We start from the raw sequence: 23,887 nt of genomic DNA on the forward strand, positions 1-23,887 counted from the left end.
AACCTATTTCCGTCTTTGACGTCATTACTGCTCTCAAGACCCCACCATCTGTGATTGGAGAAGAATGATGCCCCAATGGCAACGTGGCATTATGCGAGCTCTACGCATACCATCCCACAAAGTGACCGTGTGCGGCGTTGAAGACGTGACCTCGCACTACAGAAGAGTCACCTTCTCTGCACCCGAGCTAATGGCCTCTACCTCTTTCTTTCCCACTCACTGGCTACGCCTGTGGGTTGAGGATGCCGCGCGTGGAGGCACCTTAGTTCAGCGTGGCTATACCTTCACTGAGGTCAACGTTGACGCCGGAACTTTTGCCCTTGAGCTTGTTATGCACGACACCGAGGGGCCAGCGATGGATTGGGCCCGGAAGGTGGCAGTTGGAGATATCTGCGAAGTGTCCCTCACACCAAAAGAAGTAAAGCTTCCACCCCATGTCACTCGCCTTGTTCTTGCTGGTGATCTCACTGCCTTACCGGCGATCAACTCTTGGCTGCTGGCACTGCCTGACTCCATGACGATTGATGTCTTCCTCGAGGATGAGCATTCGGACATTCACCTCTTGCCTCAGGTGCATCACCCTGGTACTCAATGGCACTGGCTCACCCCAGGTGGCCCTCGCGGACAAGCCTTGTCGCAGGCAGTATCAAAAGTTGAGGGCGGCACCGATCTTTTTCTCTGGGCGGCTGGCGAAAAAGGTCTCATCAAGAGGATTCGTGAAGTTGCGCGAGAAGATCTTGGCCTAGCCAAAACGCAGTACTACAGCCAGTTTTACTGGATCGAAGGAAAGCGCTTTGGGTGAGGCATTAACCTACTGATCTCAAGCTACGTACACTATCAGTGCTACTTACTTCAGTTTGTCAGCGCAGTTAAGAATGAGCTCGGGCTGAATCTCGGTCAGGATCTGTGAGGTGCCGTTCTTGAGGTTCTCTTCCTCTTTGAGGATCTCCTCAGCGGTGTATTTCTCTTCCAGAATTCCCATACCGCACTCACAAAGAGCATCCTGGCCATGGGTTTGTGCACTGCAGGTTGTCATGAACTGGTCCTTAATCTCTTGGGGCCAGCCGATGGCGGCAGCCTCAGATTGGCCGCCGGCTGATTCGGAAGAGCTCGTAAAGAACGAGCAGCCTGTGAGCACAGTGGCTACGGCAAGGGTCAGGACGACAAGACCACTACGGTATTTCATCATGCTCACCAGGCTAGAGGTTTCGCAGGAGGCTGTCCTTGATTTTTCCTGAGAGCTCAATCAGATCAATGTAGTCGAGTGAAGTCCTTCTGTGGCGTGCGTAGCTAAACGCACGCCACTCAACCTTCCGCTACGCACTGATTGTGCCGATGGCTATGCGCCAGGTGTGGCGGCCTCTGTGGGGTCTTTTGATGCGGTGACGATTGAGGCTGTGTTGCGGGAGGAGCAGGCTGGCCCACCCGTCGCTGAACACCGTTGAGGCGCGCGCGAGTGCGCAGAAAACGAGTGCGCAGAATAAAGGTCATAACCATAGGAGCGGGCTGGTCATCAACGTGACCAGCCCGCTTGGGAAGCATGCTTGCTGTAGCAGTGACAGCTCGCTTGAGCGATTACTGCTTGATCTTGTCTCCACAGCGAGAAACGAGTTCCTCTTGGATGTCAGCAAGTACGGTCGACTCACCCGAGAGCATCTTCTTCTCTTCTTCACGCATCTGATCTGCGGTGTACTTTTCTTCCATCACAGCGAGGCTGCATTCGCAGTATTCTTGCTGGCCAGAGACCGACACACAGCTGTTCATGAACTGGTCACGCATGGGCTCGCTCCATGCACCGTCTGCAGGCTGGGCTTCAGGCTGAGCCTCAGATTGGGGCTGAGCTTCGGTGGCGACCTCGGTAGGAGTCGTGGGCTCAGCTTCGGGCGCTGCGGGGGACGAGCACCCAGCGAGGGCGATAGCGCCCATGGAGAAAGCGGCTACGATTGCGGCGATACGTGTTTTGATCATGCTCTCCACAATAGTCCTGCATCGGAGCTTCGACAGGACTTCGGACAGGTTCTTTCAGTGACGACGCCCTCACTATCACGACAGATCCGACATTAGCTAACGGGTGTTGCCTGGTAACTCTCCTGTCATTTCTTCCCCAAAGCCTTGGAGTACGCCTTGATCTTCTTCAAGGCCCACTCATAGTGGCTGGAGGTCGCGGACACGCAGTAGGACCCTAGTGAAGTCGTGCCAGTCCACGGAAAGTAGGCCTTGATTGATAACTCGTCGTCTGAGAAGGAGTAGATCAGAGCCAGCACTTGCCGGTGAGTCTCATCAAGGAGGTGCCACGCCTCCTCGTAGGACGTCTGCTGATGCTGGCGCCAAAATGTTTCATTGAGCGCACCATAGTTCCGCCAGTTGTACGGGGAGGGCAAGAAGGGCTGCTCGTGACCCGCTTGGTTTGCGTCAACCCAGCGTAGGAGCAGTTGGTGCCACTCATACAGGTGGACGAGGACGTCGCGCACATTAAGATCCCGCGCCCAGTGAGCTTCCCTTCCCGTCAGGCGAACGCTGTGGGGGAAAGTTGCTCGCTGTTCGTCCTCGTCCAGTGAACTCACACAATCCTTCAGCCTTGCGAAGTTAAGTGACGCTGCTGCAAGAATCTCACTGCGAGTCTGTGGTCTGGCCATACTCTAGGGTCGCACACCCTGCGCCTCGCTGCCGGGCACTCGAGGAAAATCATTTACCTCGTTTGATAACAAGCGAGGCCAAGCCAATGAGTGCACCGTAGATGACAGCCGCCACCGGCCAGATGATCCACGAGCTTTCCCAAGCGTTCCACCCGAAAGAGTATGCCAGGTAGCCTGCGACAACAAGCAGCCAGTAGATGCCGCTGATACGAGACAAGATAGGCCTTTCTGCCTTTTGTTCAGGCGTGTAGTCGCCCTCCTCAAGGAGCTGCTGGTAGGAGCCGTTGACGATGCTGGTTCGGACAAGCAGATTCACACCGAGTGCAACAAGGGCAAGGGTCAATGCTGTGGCGAAAATGCTGATTACTCCACCACTACTTTCAGCCCAGTTCACCGTCACAACGATGATCGGGACTGCGGAGAGGATACACAAACCCACACCCAGCACGATATGACGCGTGTGCGACTCTTGATACTGGTCGAAACGCGCTCGGACCATTCCGCGAACACCATATTCGGTCTCAATCCGCTCCGTTTCGAGAAACTCAAAGCGTTTCAGAGGCATAGTCGCCATGAGGATCACGGCAACACCTGCGGTCACCATCAGCAGGAGGGTAGTCACACCAATAGCGACTGCCGCTTCCTCTGTTATCAAAGGAGAGGTAGAGGCTGACGTAGCAGTGAGTCCAAGGAGCACAAGAAGAAGAACTGAGGAAAGAATGCAGAGGGAAACACCTCCAGCTACGCGGCCTGCTGCCCGCGCTTTCATGGTAAGAAACTCGTTTGCTTCTTCCATGCTGACATGACGCAGAGGGCGGCCAGTCTCCACCGGTAGCTGTGCCGCGGTCGTCATAGTTGGTTCCTCAAACTCCAGTTCATCCCTTATAAGGAAGTCTGTGGAGACGCCGAAGAGTCGGCTAAGATCAATGATCCGTTCAATGTCAGGGATCGCTTGCGCACCCTCCCACTTTGAAACGGATTGGCGCGACACTCCAAGCTGTTGGGCAAGCTCTTCTTGGGACCAGCCGTTCTTTTTGCGGAGGTTCAAAATCTTATCGGCGAGGATCATAGCTCTGTCCTTCCCATCCGTAGGTTTGCTGTCACCTACGACGCTATGGAGGAGGCTAGTTGCATGCTATCAAGTGTGCTTGATAATCCCGCAACCGTTGGTTGCATCGTTGATATTTCGCCGTTTTTCAAGGGCAACGTGCTTGGGATGGATCCCTCTTTCATCAGGCACAGTCGCCACCTACCTCCTTCAACACCTGCCGCATAAGTGCCCTCATTGACCACAGCGACGCATTACTCCCCCTCAACAGATGGCTTAAAGTCCATAAGAGGTCAAAATCGACAACTTCACGCGCCTTTCTGAAGCCCATAATGTCGTTTTGGGCCATTTTCGACAGAAAGCGGCCTGTTGACCGTGAAGCAAGTTGTGAACAACGAAATGTGTTACACGGCGACGCCACCCAGCACCACTGCGCTGGGGCGGGCCAAAACAGAGAGATCCTGACGGGGGTCGGTCTCGTACACCACAAAGTCAGCCAAGGCACCTTCAGATAGGCTCGGAACTCCCAAAGCCCTGCGGGCTTTCCAGGTGACAGCGTCGATAATGTCAGGCACAGACATGCCTGCTCGCTCCCACAGCCTAAGTTCATCCACCAGGCAGCCATGCTCCTGGTAGCCGCCGGCATCAGTACCAGGCAGTAACTGGACACCCGACTCGATCATCAGCTCGGCGTGTTCCCTGCGGTTGTCATACATGGCCTGCATAGTCGCCGCATACACCGGATACTTTGGCCCAGCCTGGGCTGCGAACTCGTGGAAAAGCTCGACCTGTAAAAACGTGGGCGTCACCAGGGTTCCCTGAGCGCGGGCCTGCGCAAGCTGGTCGGCATCCATACCCGAACCATGCTCAATGTCGTCAACGCCCGCTTCCAACAGGTCATCAATCGCCCTGTGAGAGAAGGCATGGACGGCAACGCGCGCGCCTGCCTCGTGAGCGGCAGCCACCGCATCAATCAGTACCTCGCGTGGCCACAGTGGGTCCAGGTCCGCGTCCGCCCCTTTCGAGCGGTCAATCCAATCCCCCACCAGTTTCACCCAACCGTCCCCAAGGGCTGCCTGCTGCGCGACAACCTCCGGCAAAGCGGCAACGTCCTCAACATCAACCGGCAGGCCACGAATGTAACGCTTTGGGCGGGCAATGTGCTGACCGCAGCGGATCAGGCGGAGCAAATCAGAGCGCTTCGTCAGCCACTCTTGGGAACGCGGAGCCCCGCAGTCGCGGACAAGGAGCACACCACTGTCACGTGTGGCCTGCGCGAAACGGAGCTGTTCAGCCTCGTCAACCGGGCCTTCAGGGCCAATGGCAAGGTGACAGTGAACGTCCACCATGCCGGGAATGACGTAACCTTCCCACTGCGCAGCACAGGAGGTCTCTTCGGAGGCAAAGACTACCTCGCCCCCGATCAACCACTCCCCTGTTTTCCAGGCTGCCGCCTGTTCAGGGGCATCCTGCCAGAGAAGCTCACCGCGCAACAGCATGGGTCATCACATCCCCGAGAGCATACGGCGAATATCCTCAGGAAGGTCGTCCATCGTGGGACGAGGCATCTCCGCCTGCGAGCCAGTGACACCGAAGGCAGAACCGGCGACTGCCCCTCCACCGCGCTGCTCGCGCGGCAGCATCGCTTCAAGTTCCTGCTGGCGGCGCTTAGCAGGATTACCCGAGCGCGCCTTCTTCTTAATGCGGGCTTTCCGCTGAGCTTCCGCACGGGCATTAGCCTTCTGCTTCGCCTTGCCACCCATTGCTGGCATCCCACCCAGCCCCGGCATACCGCCACCCATTTGACCCATCTGGCTCATCATGGCCTTAGCGCCTTCAAAACGCTTCACCAGAGAGTTCACTTCCGCGACAGTGGTACCTGAACCCTTGGCAATACGGGCACGGCGCGAACCATTCAGAAGAGAGACGTCAGCGCGTTCAGCGGGAGTCATGGAGCGGACAATAGCCTCGACACGGTTGACCTCCCGCTCATCGAAGTTAGCAAGCTGGTCACGCATCTGCGCCATGCCGGGGATCATGCCCAGCACCTTCTTCATGGAACCAAGCTTGCGAATCTGCTGAAGCTGATTGAGGAAGTCATCCAAGGTGAGCTCGCCCGTCATGGCCCGCTGAGCGACCTTGGCGGCTTCCTCCTGGTCCATGCGCTTTTCAGCCTGCTCAATGAGGGTGAGAATGTCACCCATATCGAGGATGCGGCCTGCCATACGGTCAGCGTGGAAGCGTTCAAAGTCATCCAAGCCTTCACCGGTGGAGGCAAAAAGGATAGGCGCGCCGGTGACGCCACGCACCGATAGTGCTGCACCACCGCGAGCATCACCGTCAAGCTTGGACAAGACCACGCCGGTAAAGCCAACACCGTCACGGAATGCGGTGGCCGTGTGCACAGCATCCTGACCGATCATGGCGTCAAGAACGAACATGACTTCATGGGGGTTGACGGCCTGGCGGATGGCAATGGCTTGATCCATCATCTCTTCGTCAACACCTAGGCGACCTGCGGTGTCAACGATGACAACGTTAATGCCGTTGGTAATCGCATGGTCAAGGCCGGAGCGGGCCACCTGCACCGGATCGCCCACACCATTGCCGGGTTCAGGTGCCCACACCTGCACGCCAGCGCGCTCCCCCACAACCTGGAGTTGCTGGACAGCATTAGGACGCTGAAGGTCAGAGGCCACCAGAAGGACGGACTTACCTTCCTCACGCAGCCAGCGGCCAAGTTTACCGGCCAGCGTGGTCTTACCAGCACCCTGAAGGCCAGCGAGCATAAAGACTGTCGGGCCACGCTGAGCGAAGTTCAGCTCGCGGGTTTCACCACCAAGGATTTCTACGAGTTCGTCATGAACGATGCGAACGACCTGCTGGCCGGGGTTGAGCGCCTTCGAACGGGTAGCACCATAGGCCTTCTCACGCACCTTCGAGGTGAACTCACGAACGACGGGCAAAGCAACGTCGGCGTCAAGGAGGGCACGGCGGATTTCGCCAATAGTCTGATCAACGTCTGCCTCTGACAATACGCCTCGGCCACGAAGCTGTTTGAAAGACTCACTCAGACGATCTGAAAGGTTACCGAACACGCGTGCCCACTTCCTCAATGCTGCTTACCGTCAGCGCCACCGACACACGGCAGCAAACTACAGACTCCTAGATTAGCGCACCCCACCCTGTGCAGGCAGACCCCCAGCGGATACAGCAGGGCCCGCGTCTCCATGTGGGAGGCGCGGGCCCTCAGCATCACACAATCAGGCATTCACGATGGCATCCACAAAAGCTGCAGGATCGAAGGGTGCGAGGTCATCAACGCCTTCACCCAAACCAACAAACTTCACAGGCACACCCAGTTCACGCTGGACCGACACGACAATGCCACCTTTAGCCGAACCATCAAGCTTGGTCAGCACGATGCCGGTAATACCCACTGCTTCAGCAAAAACCTGAGCCTGACGCATACCATTTTGGCCGGTTGTCGCATCAAGAACCAGCAAAACCTCGTTCACGGGAGCCTGACGCTCCATCACGCGCTTGACCTTACCGAGTTCATCCATAAGGGTGGACTTATTCTGCAAACGACCAGCCGTATCAACCAAAACCACGTCAACGCCTCGGCTCACGCCCTCACGCACAGCATCAAAGGCGACCGAAGCAGGGTCTGCGCCCTCACGATCGGAACGAACCACGTCAACACCCACGCGCTCACCCCAGGTAGCAAGCTGGTCAGCGGCTGCTGCGCGGAAAGTATCAGCAGCCCCCAGCAGAACAGTCTTGTTCTCCGCGACGAGGATTCGGGCAAGTTTGCCAACAGTGGTGGTCTTACCTGTGCCGTTGACGCCCACCATGAGCACACTGGCGGGCACAGGGTTTCCGTCCTCAGCAACGGGACGCGAAAGATTCAAGCTACGGTCCATGTCAGGATTAACGAGGGTAAGAAGCTCTTCCGCAAGATAGGTCTTGACCTGCTGGGGGTCCTGAGTGCCAGTGACTTTGACGCGGGTGCGCAGTGCGGACATCAATTCCTCGGTAGCTTCTAAACCAAGGTCGGCCATGAGCAGGGAGTCTTCCATCTCCTCCCAGTCTGCGGCCGAAAGATCACCGCGGCTGAGAACCGACAGCAGTGCGGCACCAATACTGCCCGAACGAGCAAGACGTGAGCGCAGGCGCTCCATGCGGGACGGCAGTGATTCGGGTACGTCAAGAGCAGGAGCCTCGTCAACAACGATGGGCTCGACCGCACTTTCACGATCATGCTCGCCGGTAGCGTCAGCCTCGCCAAGCGCAGGCGGCCCTGCTCCTTCTTGGGGATGAGGAGTCGAACCAGACTCCATGCTCGAACTGTCCGCAGCAACGACGGGTTCCTCAGCGGTCGTGTCTGGCGAGGTCGTTGTGTCAGAAGACTTCGAGCTTCGACGTCCAACAGCGACACCGATCATACTGACGAAGGCAACGCCAACCGCAAGGGCAGAGACAATGCCCTCAGTGGTCGATAAGAAATTAACTAAGACATCCATAGGGTCAATCATCCCTTAAAACGGTCTTCAATACGCTCAGTGGCCTCCTCGAGCCGCTGATAACCGGGCAACACCTGGGGATCAAAGTAGGCGTTTCCAGCCTGACTGCCCTCTGCAATCATCGTTTGTAACGAGACCGTCTGAGGTTGGATTGCTTGTTCTCGTGGTCCTTCTGGCGTGGGCTCAGTCATCTGCTGAGTCTGCTCTTTGATGTGCTGCTGCCAATCAGCAGCCGAACGCCGACTCACCGCAAGAATAATGACCACAGCAATAGCTAAACCAATCACCAAAAAACCGGTGAGGATCATCGTCAAAAGCACAGAAACCATAATTCTAGGGTCGCACTCTCGACGAGGCTTCGCTCAGTGAATGACATGACACGTCCACGTTCTGAACGTGCAGTCGCGCACGTCACACGCCATTTCAGTCTTTCCCGGCCTCCTTCAAACGCTGGGAAATTACACGCGTCACACCATCACGCATCGTCACTCCATACAGCGCATCCGCAATCTCCATCGTGCGTTTCTGGTGAGTGATAATGATGAGCTGACTCGATTCGCGCAGTTCAGAAAAAATCGTCAGTAGTCGCGATAGATTCACATCATCCAAAGCGGCCTCAACCTCGTCCATGACGTAGAACGGTGAAGGACGAGCCTTAAAAATTGCCACGAGGAACGCCACCGCAGCCAAGGAACGCTCACCGCCAGACAGTAGGGACAGACGCTTCACTTTCTTCCCTGCCGGTCGCGCCTCAATCTCAATGCCGGTGGTGAGCATGTCATCGGGATCTGTCAGAAGCAATTTTCCTTCACCCCCGGGGAACAACACCTCGAAAGTATGGGCAAATTGCTCGGCAGTGTCCTCAAAAGCCGAGGTAAACGCCTCCTCCACCAAGGCGTCAACGTCGTCAATAATCTTGAGCAGATCCGCCTTGGATTTCTTGAGATCCTGCACCTGAGTCACCAGGAATTCATGCCGGGAAGCAAGTGCGGCATGCTCCTCCAAGGCCAACGGATTCACCCGTCCAAGACGTTCCAATTCCCGCTGAGCTTGTGCAAGAGCGTGCTCTTGTTCTGAGCGGACATACGGCCGCGTTGGGAGAGGTTCCTCCGCGTCAGCATCCTTTCCCTGTGCGGAGGGGTCCTCCTGGGCCTGTTCAGCAGTATCAGGAAACTCCGAGGACAGGTCGAGAGGGAGTTCTGGTACAAGATTATGTGGGCCGTACTCTTGGATGAGTTGTTCTTCTTCGAGTTTGACCTCAGCCAGCGCCTTCTCGCGGAGCTGCTCGTATCGCAGGGTCATTTCAGCGCGAGCCACTTCGTCACGGTGGACGGCACTGGTGACCTCAGCGAGTTCTTGAGTGAGGGCGTCAATGTTTTTGCGCGCCTGCGACGTCGCCTCAAGATGTTCAAGTCGCGCTGCCTCTGCAGCCTGACGTTCAGCATCGACACGTTCCAGCACGGATCGTGCTGCTTCAAGAGCATGCTCACATTGGACGAGGACGGCGCTGGCAATGGCGTAACGTTGCTTGCGGCCTTCCTCGGCACGTAGGTAGCGCTGGCGTTCCTCACGTTCGCGCGCCGCGTTTTGACGGAGGGTGCGAGCGCGGGATTGGGCCTGGCGTGCGCGTTCTTCAAGCGCACGCAGCTCAAGGCGTGCTGCTGTTTCCTGCTCGCGGGCTTCACGAGCCTGAGCTGCGGCGAGGTCAGCGGCGCGCTGCGCGGTATCGAGGTTCTCTGCGGGAGCCTCTCCGCTATTTTCCTCAAGTCGAGCCTCCACCTGCGCTAGGTGTTCACTGGCCCATGCTGTTTGTTCGTGGGCTCGTTGAGCGACGGTTCTGGTGCGTTCAGCCTCGGCGATGGCAGCCTGCGCTGCCGAACTGAGACGGGCGTGTTCTTGCGCGATTCGCGCGTGCTCAGCGTCCTGCTCGCGGAGGGCTTTCAGTGCCTCGTTCGCGGTTTTGATTGCAGCATCCAAGGTGGCAGTGGCTTCAGCGAGTTTTTCGCGTGCCTGGGTTTCACGCGCGCCGGCGTCACGAGCAGCGGCACGTGCCCGCTCGTATTGCGCGTGAAGGGTCAGAACTGACGAATGAGCGTGGCCGGCGCTCGTAAGCGCTGTAGAGCTGAGCAGGTCTCCTTCTCGGGTGGCAACGAGGCGTACCCCGGCGACCTTGAGTGCTTCAGTGGCGGACTCAAGGGAGTCAGCGAGGACGCAGCCGTCCAGTATGGCGTGCGCGGTGTGTTGGAGTTCAGGGGCGATGGTGACGCTTGTGCGGGCCCAGCGGGTTCCTGCAGGTAGTGCTTTGCCATCGGGGGATGAGGGAGCTGGGGACTCATCTGTCTGGGCTTCTGTGTCTCTGCCAGCGTCGGCTAGGAGCATGCGAATACGGCCTGCGTTACTCGCTCGCGCTTCGCGTACCAGGTCCACGGCGGAGTCAACAGAATCCACAACTGCCGCATCAGCGAAGGGAGTGAGAAGCGCGGCCAGAGCGTCTTCCCATCCCTCTTCTGAATGCAAGAGCTCAGGGACAGTGGCAAGGAAGCCGGGTTTACCCGTGATGGTCCCAGTTGCATCATCTGGAGTGAGATGTTCAGCGAGGGTGTCACGGCGTGCTTCCCAACGGGCACGCTCCGCCTGCGCTTCACTTTCATCGCGGAGTAGCTCATCCAGGCGAGCTCGGGCGGCGTCGCGAGCAGCAACAGCCTGCGCGTGGGCGATGGCTGCGGGATTTTCTTCTGCGCGTTCAGGGAGGGAGCTTTCACTCACTGCGTGCTCGTACACGCGGGCTGCTTCTTGAGCTCGGGCGTCAGCCGCAATAACGGCCTGCGCAGCGCGTTGTTCCTCATTGCGGGCGGCTTCCAAACGGGATCGCGCTGAGCCGACGTCGCCGCTCAGCCTCGCTGTTTTCTCACGATAATCCGCTAAAAGTCGGTTGACGCGCGCAAGTTCTTTGCTTGCCTGGGTATCACTTTCTTCGGCGTGGCGTTTGGCGTCGATGAGCTCATTGAGTTTTGCGTGGGCTGCCTCGACTTCTTTGATGAGTTCAGCATCTTCTGCTGTTGCCTCTTGGGCCCGCCGTTCGAGCTCGTCGGGGTCTTCACCTGTAGGTGGGAGGGCAGGCTGCGCGTAGCTGGCTGCCCGATCCTGCGCTGTCATCATTGTGGCGCGCAAACGTTCAGTGATTGCGGTGGCTTCTCTCCACGCCTGTGCGGCTGCCTCTACTCGCGGAGAGTCAGCCGCATATTCACTTTCGAGGGCGGCAATGTGGGTGCGTAGTTGTCCGATCGTGTCCTCAATGGCGCTCTTTCGCCTCGCTAAGGCCTCGTCATTGTCACTCTGTGCTGCCAGACGCTCCCGCGCCCGCACGAGGTCATCAGCGAGCAAGCGCGCCTGCGCGTCTCGTACCCTCGCTTGAATAAGGCCCGCTTTTCGTGCGGCTTTCGCTTGGCGAGCAAGAGGTTTGAGCTGGCGGTGAAGTTCATTCGTAAGGTCAAGGACGCGCACCAGGTTCGCATCCATGTCAGCCAGTTTCTTCAGGGCGCGTTCTTTACGTCTGCGATGTTTCAGGACGCCGGCTGCTTCTTCAATGAAGCCTCGGCGTTCCTCTGGTGTTGACGACAAAATGGCGTCCAGTTGCCCCTGCCCAACGATGACGTGCATTTGCCGCCCCATGCCGGTGTCAGAGAGCAGTTCTTGCACATCAAGAAGGCGGGCGGGAGCGCCGTTAATGGAGTATTCCGAGCCGCCGCCCCGAAAGAGGGTACGGCTGATGGTCACCTCGGAGTAGTCGATAGGTAACGCAGCGTCGCTATTGTCGATCACGAGGTCAACTTGAGCTCGTCCCAGTGCTGCACGGCCGGTTGTTCCCGCGAAGATGACGTCGGCCATTTGGCCGCCACGCAGGTTTTTCGCGCCCTGCTCCCCCATGACCCATGCCAGGGCGTCAACGACATTTGATTTGCCAGAGCCATTCGGTCCAACGACACAGGTGATCCCTGGCTCAAGGCTGAGCGTGGTTGCGCTCGCGAAGGACTTGAAGCCTCGTAGAGTCAGGGTTTTAAGGTGCACGCTTTAAGAATATACGGGCTGCAGGCGCTTCGTGGCGCCTGCAGCCCGTATGAGGAATCGTGTCAGCGTGTTACTTCAGCGGTTTTACCGCGAATCATGCCCGCTACGATCAGTCGTGGAAAACCAGTTCAGGGAACCACAGGGCGATCTCACGATCAGCCGAAGTCGGCGAGTCAGAACCGTGGACAATGTTCTGAACGGCAGGGGTGTCCCAGTCGCGGCCGAGGTCACCGCGGATGGTGCCAGGAGCGGCAAGAGTGGGGTTGGTAGCACCCATCATGGTGCGGACGCCTTCAATGACCCGGTCGCCTTCAACGACGACAGCGACCAGGGGCGCGGCAGACATGACGGCCACAAGATCATTGAAGAAGTGCTTACCTTGATGCTCAATGTAGTGCTCAGCGAGAAGCTCCGGCGAAGCCTTCTTAATCTTCAAGCCAACGAGCTTGTAGCCCTTGGCTTCAATGCGGCGAAGAACTTCGCCGGTCAAACCACGGGTGTAACCATCGGGCTTGATAAGAACGAGCGTGTGCTGCTTGTTGGGGTTGAGCAGGTCGGGACTGGGCATAGGTAATCCTTCGTTGGCATCACCATCCGCAGGACGCGGAATAGTCTCAAATACATGTGAAGACAATAATAGGCCCTTAGGCCTAGATTTCTCTACATTACGAGCGAAGGCGGCCAGTTTTCCCTTCACACTCACCCAGTGAGCGTTTCACGGATTACCGGCCGCCTTCGCGAATTGAAACCTCAGCACTACGCTGACGGTTCTGGATCCTCCAAGGTGGCGATCACAGCGGCAAGAGCCTCGACAGCCTCAGGCCCCTCGGCAGCTACCGTCACGTCCTGCCCCTGGGACACACCCAAAGCCATGAGTTCCAAAACGGAGGTTGCATCCGCATCCTCGATCGTTACCTCTGCGTCAAAACGCGAAGCAACCCTTGCCAGCACTGCGGCTGGCCGTGCATGCAGTCCAACAGGATCGGCAATAGTGGCGATCCCCTTCACGCGAAGTACGCTGTCTCCAGCGGAGCGTTCATATGCTTGCTCCCCTGTAAGGGCGGGGGCATGAACCTGCGCATAGCGAAGCCCAGCGTCAATGGCGGCTTGGGCGACAGCTTCAAGAGGATCCCCGAGCTGCGCCCTTACCGCCGCAGCCACGGTGCCTTCAACTAAAGGCGCATCAACGAAGCGGACTCGTTCAGGCTCGTCAGCGAATTCCACCACCGACTCGATGGTCATTGTGGCCGAACCAAGATCACTGACAAGGACAGCGCCGCCGGGGGCTACGTCAAGAGCGCGACCAAGGGCGGCCTCAACCTTGTCGTAGGAAGTGCCCAAAGCGGCATGAGTCTCACCCGGAAGCGGGTCTGTACCACCGGCTGCCTCAAAATGAACATCGGGAGCCATTTGAGCGGCCAACTCGCACACACCCCGAGCAAGACTCTCCGAATGGGAGACAATGACGAATGCAACGTCAGGCATTAACGATCCTCTCCCATGGCATCCAAACCAGCCTTGAGAATCAGGGCAGAGGATAATGCCCCCGGATCAATGTGCCCGATGGAGCGCTCCCCAAGGTAGGAGGCGCGACCTTTCGTCGCCTGCATGGGCTCAGTTACCAGAGCGCCCTCGTAGGCGGCAGCAACAGCAGCCTCATACACAGCGGCTGGGTCAGCACCCGCATCGCACGCGGACTGAGCAGCATCAAGCGCTGGCCCCCACGCATCGACCATGGTTTTTTCACCACGTTCTGCCTTGCCCCTGGCCTGAATACCCTCCAGAGCTCCAGCGATAAGGGCAACAACCTCTGCGCTGCTCAGCTCCGCAGATGGCGCAGCTTTTGCTGCGCGCAAAAAGGCCGTGCCGTAGAGGGGGCCAGCCGCGCCGCCAACTGTCGACATGAGCGTCTTGGCAACGCTCTTGAGGACATCAGCAACCGTCGCACACTCCTGACCTGCAAGGGCATCAACAACCGCAGCAAAGCCTCGATCCATGTTCTCGCCGTGATCGCCATCACCAATCTGCCGGTCAAGGTCAATCAGCAGTTCACGGTTGTCTGCGATGACCTGTCGAGCTGATGCCATCCAGGCCAGTGCCCATGCAACGTCACATGTCATTGTGTCTCTCACTTCCATGCAGGTGTGCATGCAGGAGCGTCAAAAAGCTCCAACATGTCGTCGTCTACTCGTAGCAGCGTAATAGATACACCCGGCATTTCCAGGCTGGTGACGTAGTTACCCACCATGCTTCGAGCAATATCAACGCCGTCAGCCTCAAGAAGTTGAGCCAGACGACGATGGCAGATGTACAACTCAACGGACGGCGTCCCGCCCATCCCATTGACCAAGGTGATGACGCGTTCGCCCGCAGTGAGCGCAAGGTCGTCGCGCACCTTGGTGTAGAGCTCTTCAACGAGGGCGTCTGCGCTTTCCATAGAACCGCGCCGGTAGCCGGGTTCGCCGTGGATACCGATACCCAGTTCAATCTCATCCTCGCCAAGATCAAAGGAGGGTTTTCCAGCGTGGGGCACCGTGCAGGGGCCAAGAGCCAGGCCCATAGAACGCATCTGTTCATTCACTGTCGTCGCGATGGCGGTTACGGTGGCCAGGTCGTCCCCGCGTTCTGCCGAAGCGCCCGCAATCTTTTCGACAAGGACAGTGCCTGCCACGCCTCGTCGCCCAGCGGTGTAGAGGGAATCCTCAACGGCGACATCGTCATTGATGAGAACCGTCGTGACCTCGATGTCCTCCATTTCGGCCATTTCAGCGGCGGTTTCGAAGTTCAATACGTCGCCGGTGTAGTTCTTGACGATGTGAACCACACCTGCACCGCGATCGGCCGCTTTAGTTGCTTCAAGGATGGGGTCTGGGGTAGGCGAGGTAAAGACAGCACCAGGTACGGCGGCATCCAACATGCCTTCACCGACGTAGCCGGCGTGAAGGGGTTCATGCCCTGATCCGCCACCGGAGATGATCCCCACTTTTCCGTGAGCTTTCGGCGTGCGACGGGTCACGAAATCGGGGTCAAAATGAACCTCAATGAGGTCAGCGTGTGCCAAGGCGAACCCCTCAAGGGATTCACGCACAACGGAATGAACGTCATTGACAAGCTTTTTCATGGTGCCTCCTTGCATCATGGGAGCGGGTTTGATCCGGAATGGAAACTATTCCCGCTTCAATGGTGCCATTCCTCTGCCATGATTGCGAGAGTTTTTGCCGTTTAACGCGCCGGTCGTAACAGGTCGCGAGTCTGACCGGCAAGAACGACCGATCCAAAGACAACGACTCCTGTCGACGTCGTGGGATCACTGGTTGCCTCAGCGTCATGAACAGCCACTTCGATCGCGTCGGCAAGATTTTCTGCGACCGTCACGCGCTCTTCACCAAAGACATCATTCGCAAGCCGTTCAAGTTCGCCTATGGACATGGCTCGTTGCCCGTCCATTGCCGTAACCACGAGGTGGTCAATATGCGGTTCGACCTCGGAAAGGACTGATTCAACATCCTTGTCCTTCATGGCAGAGAACACTGCCACAATGCGGGTGAAGTCGAAGCTTGCTCCGATGGCGTCTGCGAGGACGCGGGCCCCAGCGGGATTATGTGCGGCATCAACAATAATTGTTGGAGATGTGCGCACAACCTCCAGTCGGCCCGGAGACGACGAGGAAGCAAACCCACATTCCACGATCTGCCCATCAATGGCACGTCCACCAATGAACGCTTCAGCGGCAACAAGAGCGGCAGCCGCATTGTGGGCCTGGTGCTCGCCATGCAGGGGAATAAAAAGATCTTCGTAAATGGCCGACGGGGTGCGAACGGTGATCATCTGCCCCCCAACTGCGATCTGAGCGGAGAGCACCTCCCAATCCCTACCTTCCACGCGCACTGTCGCGTCACATTCACGGGCACGTTCCAGCAGAATATCGAGCACCTCAGCGCTGGGTTGCTTGGCGATCACCACCGTCTGACGGGGTTTAATGATGCCAGTCTTTTCACGGGCAATGTCTTCGAGCGTGGGCCCTAACCATGCGGTGTGATCCAAACCGATGGGGGTAATAATGGCGACGTCTCCATCAAGGACATTGGTTGCATCCCAGCGACCGCCCAGACCCACCTCAACCACTGCAGCATCCACCGGATAGTCAGCAAACGCCGCCAGGGCCATGACGGTAAATACCTCAAAGAAAGACAATACGGGGCCGCCCTCGCTGGTTGAACGCTCATCAACCATCTGTATGTAGGGCGCGATATCCTCCCAGGCGCGGATGAATCCAGCGCGTGAGATCGGCTCACCCTCCAGGCTGATACGCTCACGCACGTCGCTCAGGTGAGGCGAAGTAAAACGGCCAACCCTCATCCCCATTGCGCTCAGCAGCGAATCAGTCATGCGGGCTGTCGAGGTTTTTCCGTTAGTACCGGTGATATGCACGCTGGGATAGGTATGTTGTGGGTCCCCCAGGATGTCGAGGACGGCGCGCACGCGATCCAAAGAGGGCTGAATATCGTGCTCGGGTGCGCGGGCAATAATGCTCTGGTAGATAGCCTCAACGCTGTCGCGTTCACGCAAATCTTGCTCTGCCGCGTCAAGAGCATCTTCATGGGAGGCCGTCTGCGCTGCTGAGTCCTCCTCGCCCTCCCAGTAGTCATCGTCCTCATCAAGACCGAGTTCGGCAAGGATCGACGGATCAGGGCCAAGCAGAAGGGAGTTTTCCACGAGGGCGCGCAGTACTGCTGCACGTTCTTCCTCGGCGGCTTCTTCCTCATTAACCAGGGCAACTCCAGTAGTGATGTTATCGGCCTCTACTTCGTCGGCTGCCTCCAAGTAAGGCAACAGGTCGGCGGGGATTCCGCGCGTTTCTTCAGTGTCGTGACCAAAGAATGCTGCATGATCATTGCCCACGAAAGTGACCTCCACAGGTAAATAAGGAAAGCGTCCACCAGTAGCTCGACAGGAGCCCCGCAGAGCGAAAAATGTTGTCGCAGGCGCGCGCCTGCGGCTCTTAAGTATAGGAACAGGCGCGTCACCATGCCTTGAGACGGTGCGAGTGTTCGCTCATGGGCGATGTCTCCTCGTCCACATGGCGATTTTCTTCATCCCTGAGCGATGTTGGGGGTGCTCCCCTACCGGGAAACACCCCCAACTGTGCTTTCACCGCGCTAATCAGGCCTTCACGCACTCGATAGTGACGGCACCGTCTTGTGATGCTGAGATCTCGATAGAGGTCGCCAAGGTTTCACGAGCGATCATCTCGCTCCACGCCTGGGCGGCTTCCACGCGATCAGCAGGAACGGCCAGCGTCAGGTTGATGCGGTCAGCGATGTGCAGACCAGCGTTCTTGCGCTCATCCTGGATGGAACGGATGAGGTCACGAGCGTAGCCCTCTGCCACCAGTTCGTCGGTGAGCTCCGTGTCAAGCACAACGAAGGTGCCATTGCCCAAGACGGTTGCCACCTGACCGTCAGCAGCATTCACTGAGGTCGTCACCGAGAATTGATCGCCCTCCAGACGCACCGGAGTACCCTCAACCTCAACGCCAGGGAATACGACGGCAGCGCCCTCGTCAACCAGTTCCCAGGCACCTGCCTTCTGCGCTGCAAACAGGCCAGACGTCACCTTGCGGATTTCAGGGGAGAATGCGCGCGGATTGAGGTTGAGAACCGTGTTCACCTCAAGGCCACACTCAACCGGCATTTGGACAATAACGTCCTTCACGTTCACTTCAGAGCCCACTAGGTCAGCGAAGGGCATCAAGCCAGCAGCCTGATCCGACACGACACGCAGAGAAGCCAGCGGCTGACGCACACGCAAGGAGTTCGTCTTACGCAGGGCGTGAGCAGCCGAGACAACATCGCGCACCTCGTCCATTGCCGCCACCAGTTCCGCGTCCACTACGCCAAGGTCAACGGTCGGCCAGTCAGCCAGGTGGACGGACTCGCCACCGGTCAGGCCTCGCCAGATTTCCTCCGTCAGCAGCGGCAGCAAGGGCGCTGCCACCTCGCAGAGGGTCACCAAAGCGGTGTAGAGGGTATTGAACGCAGCGGGATCCTCATCCCAGAAGCGTTGGCGCTGGGTGCGCACGTACCAGTTCGTCAGCACATCCAGGTAGGCGCGCACGCGCTCCGTGGCCGAGACAATGTCGTACACGTCCAGGTTCTCACGAACCTGCTCTGCCAGCGTTGCAGTGTGCGCCAGCAAGTAGCGGTCCATGACACCCAGTTCAGCAACGCCAGCAGGGTCAGCCAGTGACACTCGGGTGGCTTCAAAGCCTTCGCCCTTATTGGCAGCGCCAGCGTACAGGGTGAAGAAGTAGTAGGTATTCCACAGGGGCAGGAGCGTTTGACGCACCGTGTCACGGATACCTTCTTCAGCCACCATGAGGTTGCCGCCGCGCACCACGGGTGAGCTCATGAGGAACCACCTCATAGCGTCCGAACCGTGCGAGGCAAACACCGTTGACACGTCAGGGTAGTTACGCAGCGACTTGGACATCTTGCGTCCGTCATCACCGAGGACGATGCCGTGGGAGACACAGTTGGTGAAGGCAGGACGGTCAAAGAGCGCGGTTGCCAGGACGTGCAGGGTGTAGAACCAGCCGCGGGTTTGGCCGATGTACTCGACGATGAAATCGCCCGGGTAGTGGTTCTCGAACCAGTCACGGTTCTCGAAGGGATAGTGCACCTGAGCGAAAGGCATCGAGCCGGATTCAAACCAGCAGTCAAGAACATCGGGGATGCGGCGCATCATTGACTCTCCCGTGGGATCGTCCGGGTTGGGACGCACAAGAGTGTCGATGAAGGGGCGGTGCAGGTCGGTGACAGGCACGCCAAAGTCAGCCTCAAGATCCGCGATGGAGCCGTAGACATCCACGCGCGGGTATTCGGGGTTATCCGAAACCCACACGGGGATGGGGGCGCCCCAGAAGCGGTTACGCGAGATCGACCAGTCACGAGCGTTGGCCAGCCAGTTACCGAAGATGCCGTCCTTGGTGTGGGCGGGCACCCAGGTGATCTGCTGGTTGAGCTCCACCATGCGATCACGGAACTCCGACACCTTCACAAACCACGACGACACAGCCTTGTAGATGAGGGGCTGACGGCAGCGCCAGCAGTGAGGGTAGGAGTGCGCGTAGGAGGCCTGGCGCACGAGGACGGCGCGCACGGCCTTGTCACGGCGGGCCATGGGGCCGGTGCCGTCACGCAGATCAGCGATGATGTGACGGTTAGACTCGAAAACCTGCATGCCTTCATAGTCGTGCACCTCGGAGGTGAAGCAGCCGCCATCATCAACGGGGATGACGGTGCGGATACCCGCGGCGAGGGCTGCGATCATATCGTCTTCACCGAAAGCGGAGGCCATGTGGACAAGGCCGGTACCGTCCTCGGTGGTGACGAAGTCGGCGGGGATGATCGTCCACGCGTTGGGGCCGGGGGCGCCGTTTTCTGAGCGGGCTTCGTCATTGTCGAAGTAGTCGAAGATCGGCGTGTAGCGGCGACCCAGCAGGTCAGCACCCAGGGTTTCAGCGACAACGGTGGGTTCTTCGCCCAATTCCTTCGCGTAGGAGGCAAGCAAGTCCTTAGCGAGGATGACCTTTTCTCCTGCAAGCTCCCCTTCAGTGGGTTCCACGGTGACGTAGGTGACCGTGGGGCCAACGGCGATGGCAAGGTTGGAGGGTAGGGTCCACGGGGTGGTGGTCCAGATAAGGGCCAGTTCGCCTGTTTCGAGGCGGACACCAACGGTCACAGTCTGGTCGGTGCGGGTCTGGTAGACCTCGTCGTCCATCTTAAGCTCATGGTTGGACAGGGGCGTGCGGTCGTTCCAGCAGTAGGGCAGCACGCGGTGTCCCTCGTAGGCCAGGCCCTTGTCATAGAGGGTCTTGAAAGCCCACAGGACGGACTCCATGTAGGTCATGTCCAGGGTCTTGTAGTCGTTGTCGAAGTCGACCCAGCGTGCCTGGCAGGTGACGTAGTCTTCCCATTCCTTCGTGTAACGCAGCACGGAGGAGCGGCATTCCTCGTTGAATTTTTCGATGCCGATGCCGCCTTCACGCGTGACTTCGGAGATGTCGTCGATGCCGAGCAGGCGCTGCGCCTCAAGTTCTGCGGGCAGACCGTGGGTGTCCCACCCGAAGCGGCGCTCCACGCGGTGTCCACGCATGGTCTGGTAGCGGCCGACAACGTCCTTCACATAACCGGTCAGCAGGTGGCCGTAGTGGGGCAGGCCGTTAGCGAAGGGAGGGCCGTCGTAGAAAACGAACTCGTTATTACCGTTTTCGCCTGCGGGGCGCATGTCGACGGACTTTTGGAAAGTCCCGTTTTCGCGCCAGTATGCGAGGGTTTCGCCTTCAAGCTGAGGGAAGGAGACGGATGCTTCAACCTCGGTGGCGCGGTGGCGGGGGTAGAACCCGTGCTTAGTCATGGTGTCCTCTGCGTCGTTCATTGTCCACAGGGACGAGGTTCAGCGTGTGCTGACTCCCGCGGTACCACCCCGCTTGCGACCACTCCCCCAGTTGATCCCTCGTTCCTTAGCCTCACGGGCATTTGACGAGGTCAACGCGGGGCGAGCGTTCGCCGCTCATTGCAGCTATGTCGGGCTTACCCGTCCGGGTCTAATGGGAGTCTGCCATGCGTCATTCTCTGTTCTTCCGGATGCTCCCCAGTGATACCCCTGCACAAGGGCTGGTTCAACGCATGGTTCATGCTAGCTCATATTGTCACAACACTACGACGTCAAATGCTGTTAGCCTGAACACGCCACAACTGTTCCTTCAAGCCTTCTGGCCGCGCAGATTCCTAGGGATGAGCCGAAGGCGACGCCTCTCAGGGATTCTCGGAGGGCGCGGGGGTGTGCTGCGGCTGTACTTCAGTGGTGGTGATCCCTTCTGACTGGGCACTACGCGCCAGCTTTGCGCGGCGGCGACGGCCTCGCCAGATAAGCAGGGGCGTGAGGATGAGGGCCAGGAGGATTGCCCACGGCAGCAGCCAGACAATTCCCACCACGATGGTTGTCACTCCCTCAACAAAGCCCTGCCAGGACTGCTCCCACACTGACCCTGGCTCGCTTCTAAAGGACAGCGGGCTGGTGATCGTCACATCCAGGGTCGACATTTCTACCTGATCGGCATACCAAGTGCGCTGCGCCTTGATCCCATCAAGTTCTGCCTGACGGCTGGTCATCTGAGATTCAGCTTCAAGAAGGTCAGCGGTGCTCTCTGCCTTATTCATCAGCTCACGCAGGCGGGCAATAGAGCTTTCTAGGGCTTGAGTGCGCGCGTCTAAGTCGACGATTGCAGCGCCAACGTCCTCGGTTGAGGTGGAGATTTCTTTCAGCGAACCATAGGTGGCAAGAGTGCCAACGAAGGCATCATATTTTGCTGAAGGGATGCGCAGGGTTGCCCAGACGGAGGGACCTGAATCAAGCGGGTTAATGCTTGATGCCTGGATACTCCCGCCAAGCCCGATGACATCAGCGGACATCGTGGCAAAAGTTTCTTCGGGGTTGTCGGCCACCAGTCGAGCAGTGCCGGTCTTAATGACCGACTGTTTCACCGAGTGAATTGTCGCTTCCAGCCCCGCTTCTTTGGCCGTGTCCGCTGCCATGGGAGCAGCAGCCTCAGCGTCTTGTGCGGAGGCCGAGTTTCGAGACTCCATGAACCTGCCGATAGCAGGTTCTGCTTCTGAGTGGGAAGCCGCTGTTGGCGAGCTTGAACATGCGCTCAACGACAGTGCAAGGGCGAGGGCCACCGCACTTCCTGCCAGTGCGGATAGGGTCGACCGGGGGCGCTTCATTGCGGTGAGAGTAGCCATATATCGAGCATGCAGTAGGCGTCATGCGTTAGCAACAGCTTCGCTACATTCACCTCAAAGAGCAATAAAGTCGTAACCATCACGCAATACGTGCGTAACTTCAACGCATGACGCTCACTCAGCGTTCACTCAGCCGCGCGCGATGAGAGTGTTCGTCGCCTGAGCCCGAGGCCGAATAATCATCGAGTCAATATTGACGTGGCGCGGGCGCTCCAACATCCACACGATCGCTTCGGCCACGTCTTCGGCAACGAGTGGTTCTGCAACACCCTCGTACACCTTTGCTGCAGCTTCACTGCTCCCCAATCGATTGAGGGCAAATTCTTCGGTTTTCACCATGCCAGGAGCGAGCTCCATGACGCGCACAGGCTCACCCACAAGCTCTTGGCGCAAAGTGTTGGCGATAATGCGCTCGGCGTGCTTGGCAGCCACGTATCCGCCTCCACCAGGGTAGGTGTCGTGCGCCGCCGTGGAGGTAAGGAATACGAGGTCGCCGCCGCGTTCACGCATGGCGGGCAAGAAAGCGCGGGTGGTGTGCAGGGCGGTCATGACATTGCGATCAAACATGGCCAGCCACTTGTCAGGATCAGCGTCAGCCACACTTTCTGCACCCAGCGCACCGCCCGCGTTATTCACGAGGGCATCAATGGGGCCACTTTCTTCAAGGCGTGCAGCTAGGGCGCGCACGGCATCCTCGTCACGCAGGTCAATGGAAGCCCACTCGCAGCCAGTTTCTTCAGCCAACGCCTGCAAACGGTCAGCACGCCTAGCCAGAGCAACCACCTGCCAGCCGTGTGCGCGTAGGAGGCGGACGGTGGCCTCACCAATGCCGGTGGAAGCACCAGTGACGACAGCGCGGCGGGAAATAGATGCATTCATATTTTCCTCTTTCGTGGTGCGAGGCTGGAGGAAGTGACCCAGCTACCCAGTACATATTGTCCGTTTTGAAGGGCTGAGCAACATGTGTGTTGTCTCATTCGTAGCGTGAGATTTCCTGACCAGCACTGCGTGCAAGACAAGCAAGCTCTTCAGTGACACAAAGGGGAACACAGACAAGGTGCATCTCTTCGGTCTCATCGTCAACGAGCTCTACAAGAGAGTATCCGCGCTCTTCAAGTCCTTCGTTATATATGCTCAGCCACTCATCAATGCAATCGTCTTCGTCAGCACCGTAGTCCTCAAATGTGGGAAGGTCGGAAGCATCAGCGAGTAGAGGGAGCGTTCGAAGTTTCGCCCTAGCATCGGAGATGTACATGGTGGGCGTAACCCGGATGAGCAACGCATGTCGTTCAAGTAGGTAGGTCAGAGCAAACCATGCGTATTCACTATCCGATAGGGAGTGTACGTCACAGTATCGCTGGGTAAAAAGATCACCCATACACTTCCTGTCATTAAGAAAACTCTTAAGTTCGTCGGTAACGGATGCTTCTTTCCCAGCGATAACAGCAGCTATCGCGAGATAGGGATTTGTCTTTCCACTATGATCCATCTCTTCCTTTCCCCTTTCTTTTTCCCGGTTCTTCACAACGAATAAGGAAGCGCAGCCTCAGATTATGGAGTCAGGCTTCACATCCGTAAAGCCCCGGCGGTACTGCTCCTCATGGAAGCTCCGCCGAATAGGACGGGGAGACTCCCACCCCTTCGCAACCTTCACAATCCGGTAACACTCGTCGGCATAAAAATCCTCATCAAAAGGACGTAAACCAAGAGCGGCACAATACTCAACCAACATTGCCGGAGTAAAACGATCCACCACCCGACGCGACTCATACGCCCCACGATCCTCAAAATCGGCATACAACT

21 protein-coding genes are annotated in these 23,887 nt (G+C 58.0%); 2 read left to right on the forward strand and 19 right to left on the reverse strand.

All coding sequences use genetic code 11. The annotated features are described in order from the left end of the window. Positions 1-121: 121 nt before the first annotated feature. Positions 122-802: a siderophore-interacting protein gene (locus tag EII11_RS07105; protein WP_165867095.1), complete on the forward strand. Its 681-nt coding sequence runs from the start codon at positions 122-124 to the stop codon at positions 800-802. A gap of 45 nt (positions 803-847) precedes the next feature. On the opposite strand, the gene EII11_RS07110 is transcribed toward EII11_RS07105, so the two are convergent. Further along, positions 848-1,189: a hypothetical protein gene (locus tag EII11_RS07110; protein WP_124870732.1), complete on the reverse strand. Its 342-nt coding sequence runs from the start codon at positions 1,187-1,189 to the stop codon at positions 848-850. A gap of 88 nt (positions 1,190-1,277) precedes the next feature. Here EII11_RS07110 and EII11_RS10520 point away from each other — a divergent pair, with 88 nt between their 5' ends. Further along, positions 1,278-1,445, forward strand: a complete 168-nt coding sequence (locus EII11_RS10520; protein ID WP_165867096.1) for a hypothetical protein — start codon at positions 1,278-1,280, stop codon at positions 1,443-1,445. Between the two features lie 130 nt (positions 1,446-1,575). Here EII11_RS10520 and EII11_RS07115 read toward each other — a convergent pair whose 3' ends face one another. The 18 genes from EII11_RS07115 to EII11_RS10525 all read right to left on the reverse strand — a co-directional run. Beyond that, on the reverse strand, positions 1,576-1,968 hold the full coding sequence (locus EII11_RS07115) for a hypothetical protein (RefSeq protein ID WP_124870736.1): 393 nt from the start codon (positions 1,966-1,968) through the stop codon (positions 1,576-1,578). A 125-nt stretch (positions 1,969-2,093) separates the two neighbouring features. Further along, complete coding sequence (locus tag EII11_RS07120; RefSeq protein WP_124870739.1) at positions 2,094-2,636, reverse strand: ClbS/DfsB family four-helix bundle protein; 543 nt, start codon at positions 2,634-2,636, stop codon at positions 2,094-2,096. A gap of 49 nt (positions 2,637-2,685) precedes the next feature. After that, positions 2,686-3,705, reverse strand: coding sequence for a helix-turn-helix domain-containing protein (locus EII11_RS07125; protein WP_124870742.1), 1,020 nt, complete (start codon positions 3,703-3,705; stop codon positions 2,686-2,688). Between the two features lie 383 nt (positions 3,706-4,088). Further along, positions 4,089-5,183 (reverse strand): amidohydrolase family protein, encoded by a 1,095-nt coding sequence (locus EII11_RS07130; protein ID WP_124870745.1) that lies wholly within the window; start codon positions 5,181-5,183, stop codon positions 4,089-4,091. A 6-nt stretch (positions 5,184-5,189) separates the two neighbouring features. Then, complete coding sequence (gene ffh, locus EII11_RS07135; protein ID WP_124870747.1) at positions 5,190-6,782, reverse strand: signal recognition particle protein; 1,593 nt, start codon at positions 6,780-6,782, stop codon at positions 5,190-5,192. Positions 6,783-6,947: 165 nt separating this feature from the next. Next, complete coding sequence (gene ftsY, locus EII11_RS07140) at positions 6,948-8,210, reverse strand: signal recognition particle-docking protein FtsY (protein WP_124870750.1); 1,263 nt, start codon at positions 8,208-8,210, stop codon at positions 6,948-6,950. 8 nt (positions 8,211-8,218) lie between these two features. Continuing rightward, positions 8,219-8,539 carry a hypothetical protein gene (locus tag EII11_RS07145; RefSeq protein WP_124870753.1) on the reverse strand — a complete coding sequence of 107 codons (321 nt, stop codon included), beginning with the start codon at positions 8,537-8,539 and terminating at the stop codon, positions 8,219-8,221. 94 nt (positions 8,540-8,633) lie between these two features. Continuing rightward, entirely contained in the window at positions 8,634-12,278 is a 3,645-nt protein-coding gene (smc, locus tag EII11_RS07150; RefSeq protein ID WP_124870756.1) for a chromosome segregation protein SMC, read from the reverse strand. Positions 12,279-12,387: 109 nt separating this feature from the next. Further along, complete coding sequence (ndk, locus tag EII11_RS07155) at positions 12,388-12,846, reverse strand: nucleoside-diphosphate kinase (protein ID WP_124870760.1); 459 nt, start codon at positions 12,844-12,846, stop codon at positions 12,388-12,390. 188 nt (positions 12,847-13,034) lie between these two features. Then, positions 13,035-13,763 (reverse strand): dihydroxyacetone kinase phosphoryl donor subunit DhaM, encoded by a 729-nt coding sequence (dhaM, locus tag EII11_RS07160; protein ID WP_124870763.1) that lies wholly within the window; start codon positions 13,761-13,763, stop codon positions 13,035-13,037. Then, positions 13,763-14,398, reverse strand: coding sequence for a dihydroxyacetone kinase subunit DhaL (gene dhaL / locus EII11_RS07165; protein WP_124870766.1), 636 nt, complete (start codon positions 14,396-14,398; stop codon positions 13,763-13,765). Before dhaL ends, dhaM begins: the two co-directional genes overlap by 1 nt. A gap of 8 nt (positions 14,399-14,406) precedes the next feature. Then, positions 14,407-15,399 (reverse strand): dihydroxyacetone kinase subunit DhaK, encoded by a 993-nt coding sequence (dhaK, locus tag EII11_RS07170; protein WP_124870769.1) that lies wholly within the window; start codon positions 15,397-15,399, stop codon positions 14,407-14,409. 101 nt (positions 15,400-15,500) lie between these two features. Continuing rightward, positions 15,501-17,180, reverse strand: a complete 1,680-nt coding sequence (locus EII11_RS07175) for a bifunctional folylpolyglutamate synthase/dihydrofolate synthase (protein WP_124870771.1) — start codon at positions 17,178-17,180, stop codon at positions 15,501-15,503. 261 nt (positions 17,181-17,441) lie between these two features. Then, positions 17,442-20,696: an isoleucine--tRNA ligase gene (ileS, locus tag EII11_RS07180; protein ID WP_124870773.1), complete on the reverse strand. Its 3,255-nt coding sequence runs from the start codon at positions 20,694-20,696 to the stop codon at positions 17,442-17,444. Positions 20,697-21,097: 401 nt separating this feature from the next. Continuing rightward, complete coding sequence (locus tag EII11_RS07185; RefSeq protein WP_124870776.1) at positions 21,098-22,084, reverse strand: DUF4349 domain-containing protein; 987 nt, start codon at positions 22,082-22,084, stop codon at positions 21,098-21,100. Between the two features lie 129 nt (positions 22,085-22,213). Beyond that, positions 22,214-22,963: an SDR family oxidoreductase gene (locus EII11_RS07190; RefSeq protein WP_124870779.1), complete on the reverse strand. Its 750-nt coding sequence runs from the start codon at positions 22,961-22,963 to the stop codon at positions 22,214-22,216. A 94-nt stretch (positions 22,964-23,057) separates the two neighbouring features. Further along, complete coding sequence (locus tag EII11_RS07195) at positions 23,058-23,573, reverse strand: DUF6630 family protein (RefSeq protein ID WP_420820447.1); 516 nt, start codon at positions 23,571-23,573, stop codon at positions 23,058-23,060. Positions 23,574-23,630: 57 nt separating this feature from the next. Continuing rightward, positions 23,631-23,887 (reverse strand): hypothetical protein (locus EII11_RS10525; protein WP_205649263.1); only part of this gene is annotated, 257 nt, incomplete at its 5' end.

It is taken from the genome of Schaalia canis (genome assembly GCF_003858455.1).
GTDB classification, from domain to species: Bacteria; Actinomycetota; Actinomycetes; order Actinomycetales; family Actinomycetaceae; genus Pauljensenia; species Pauljensenia canis.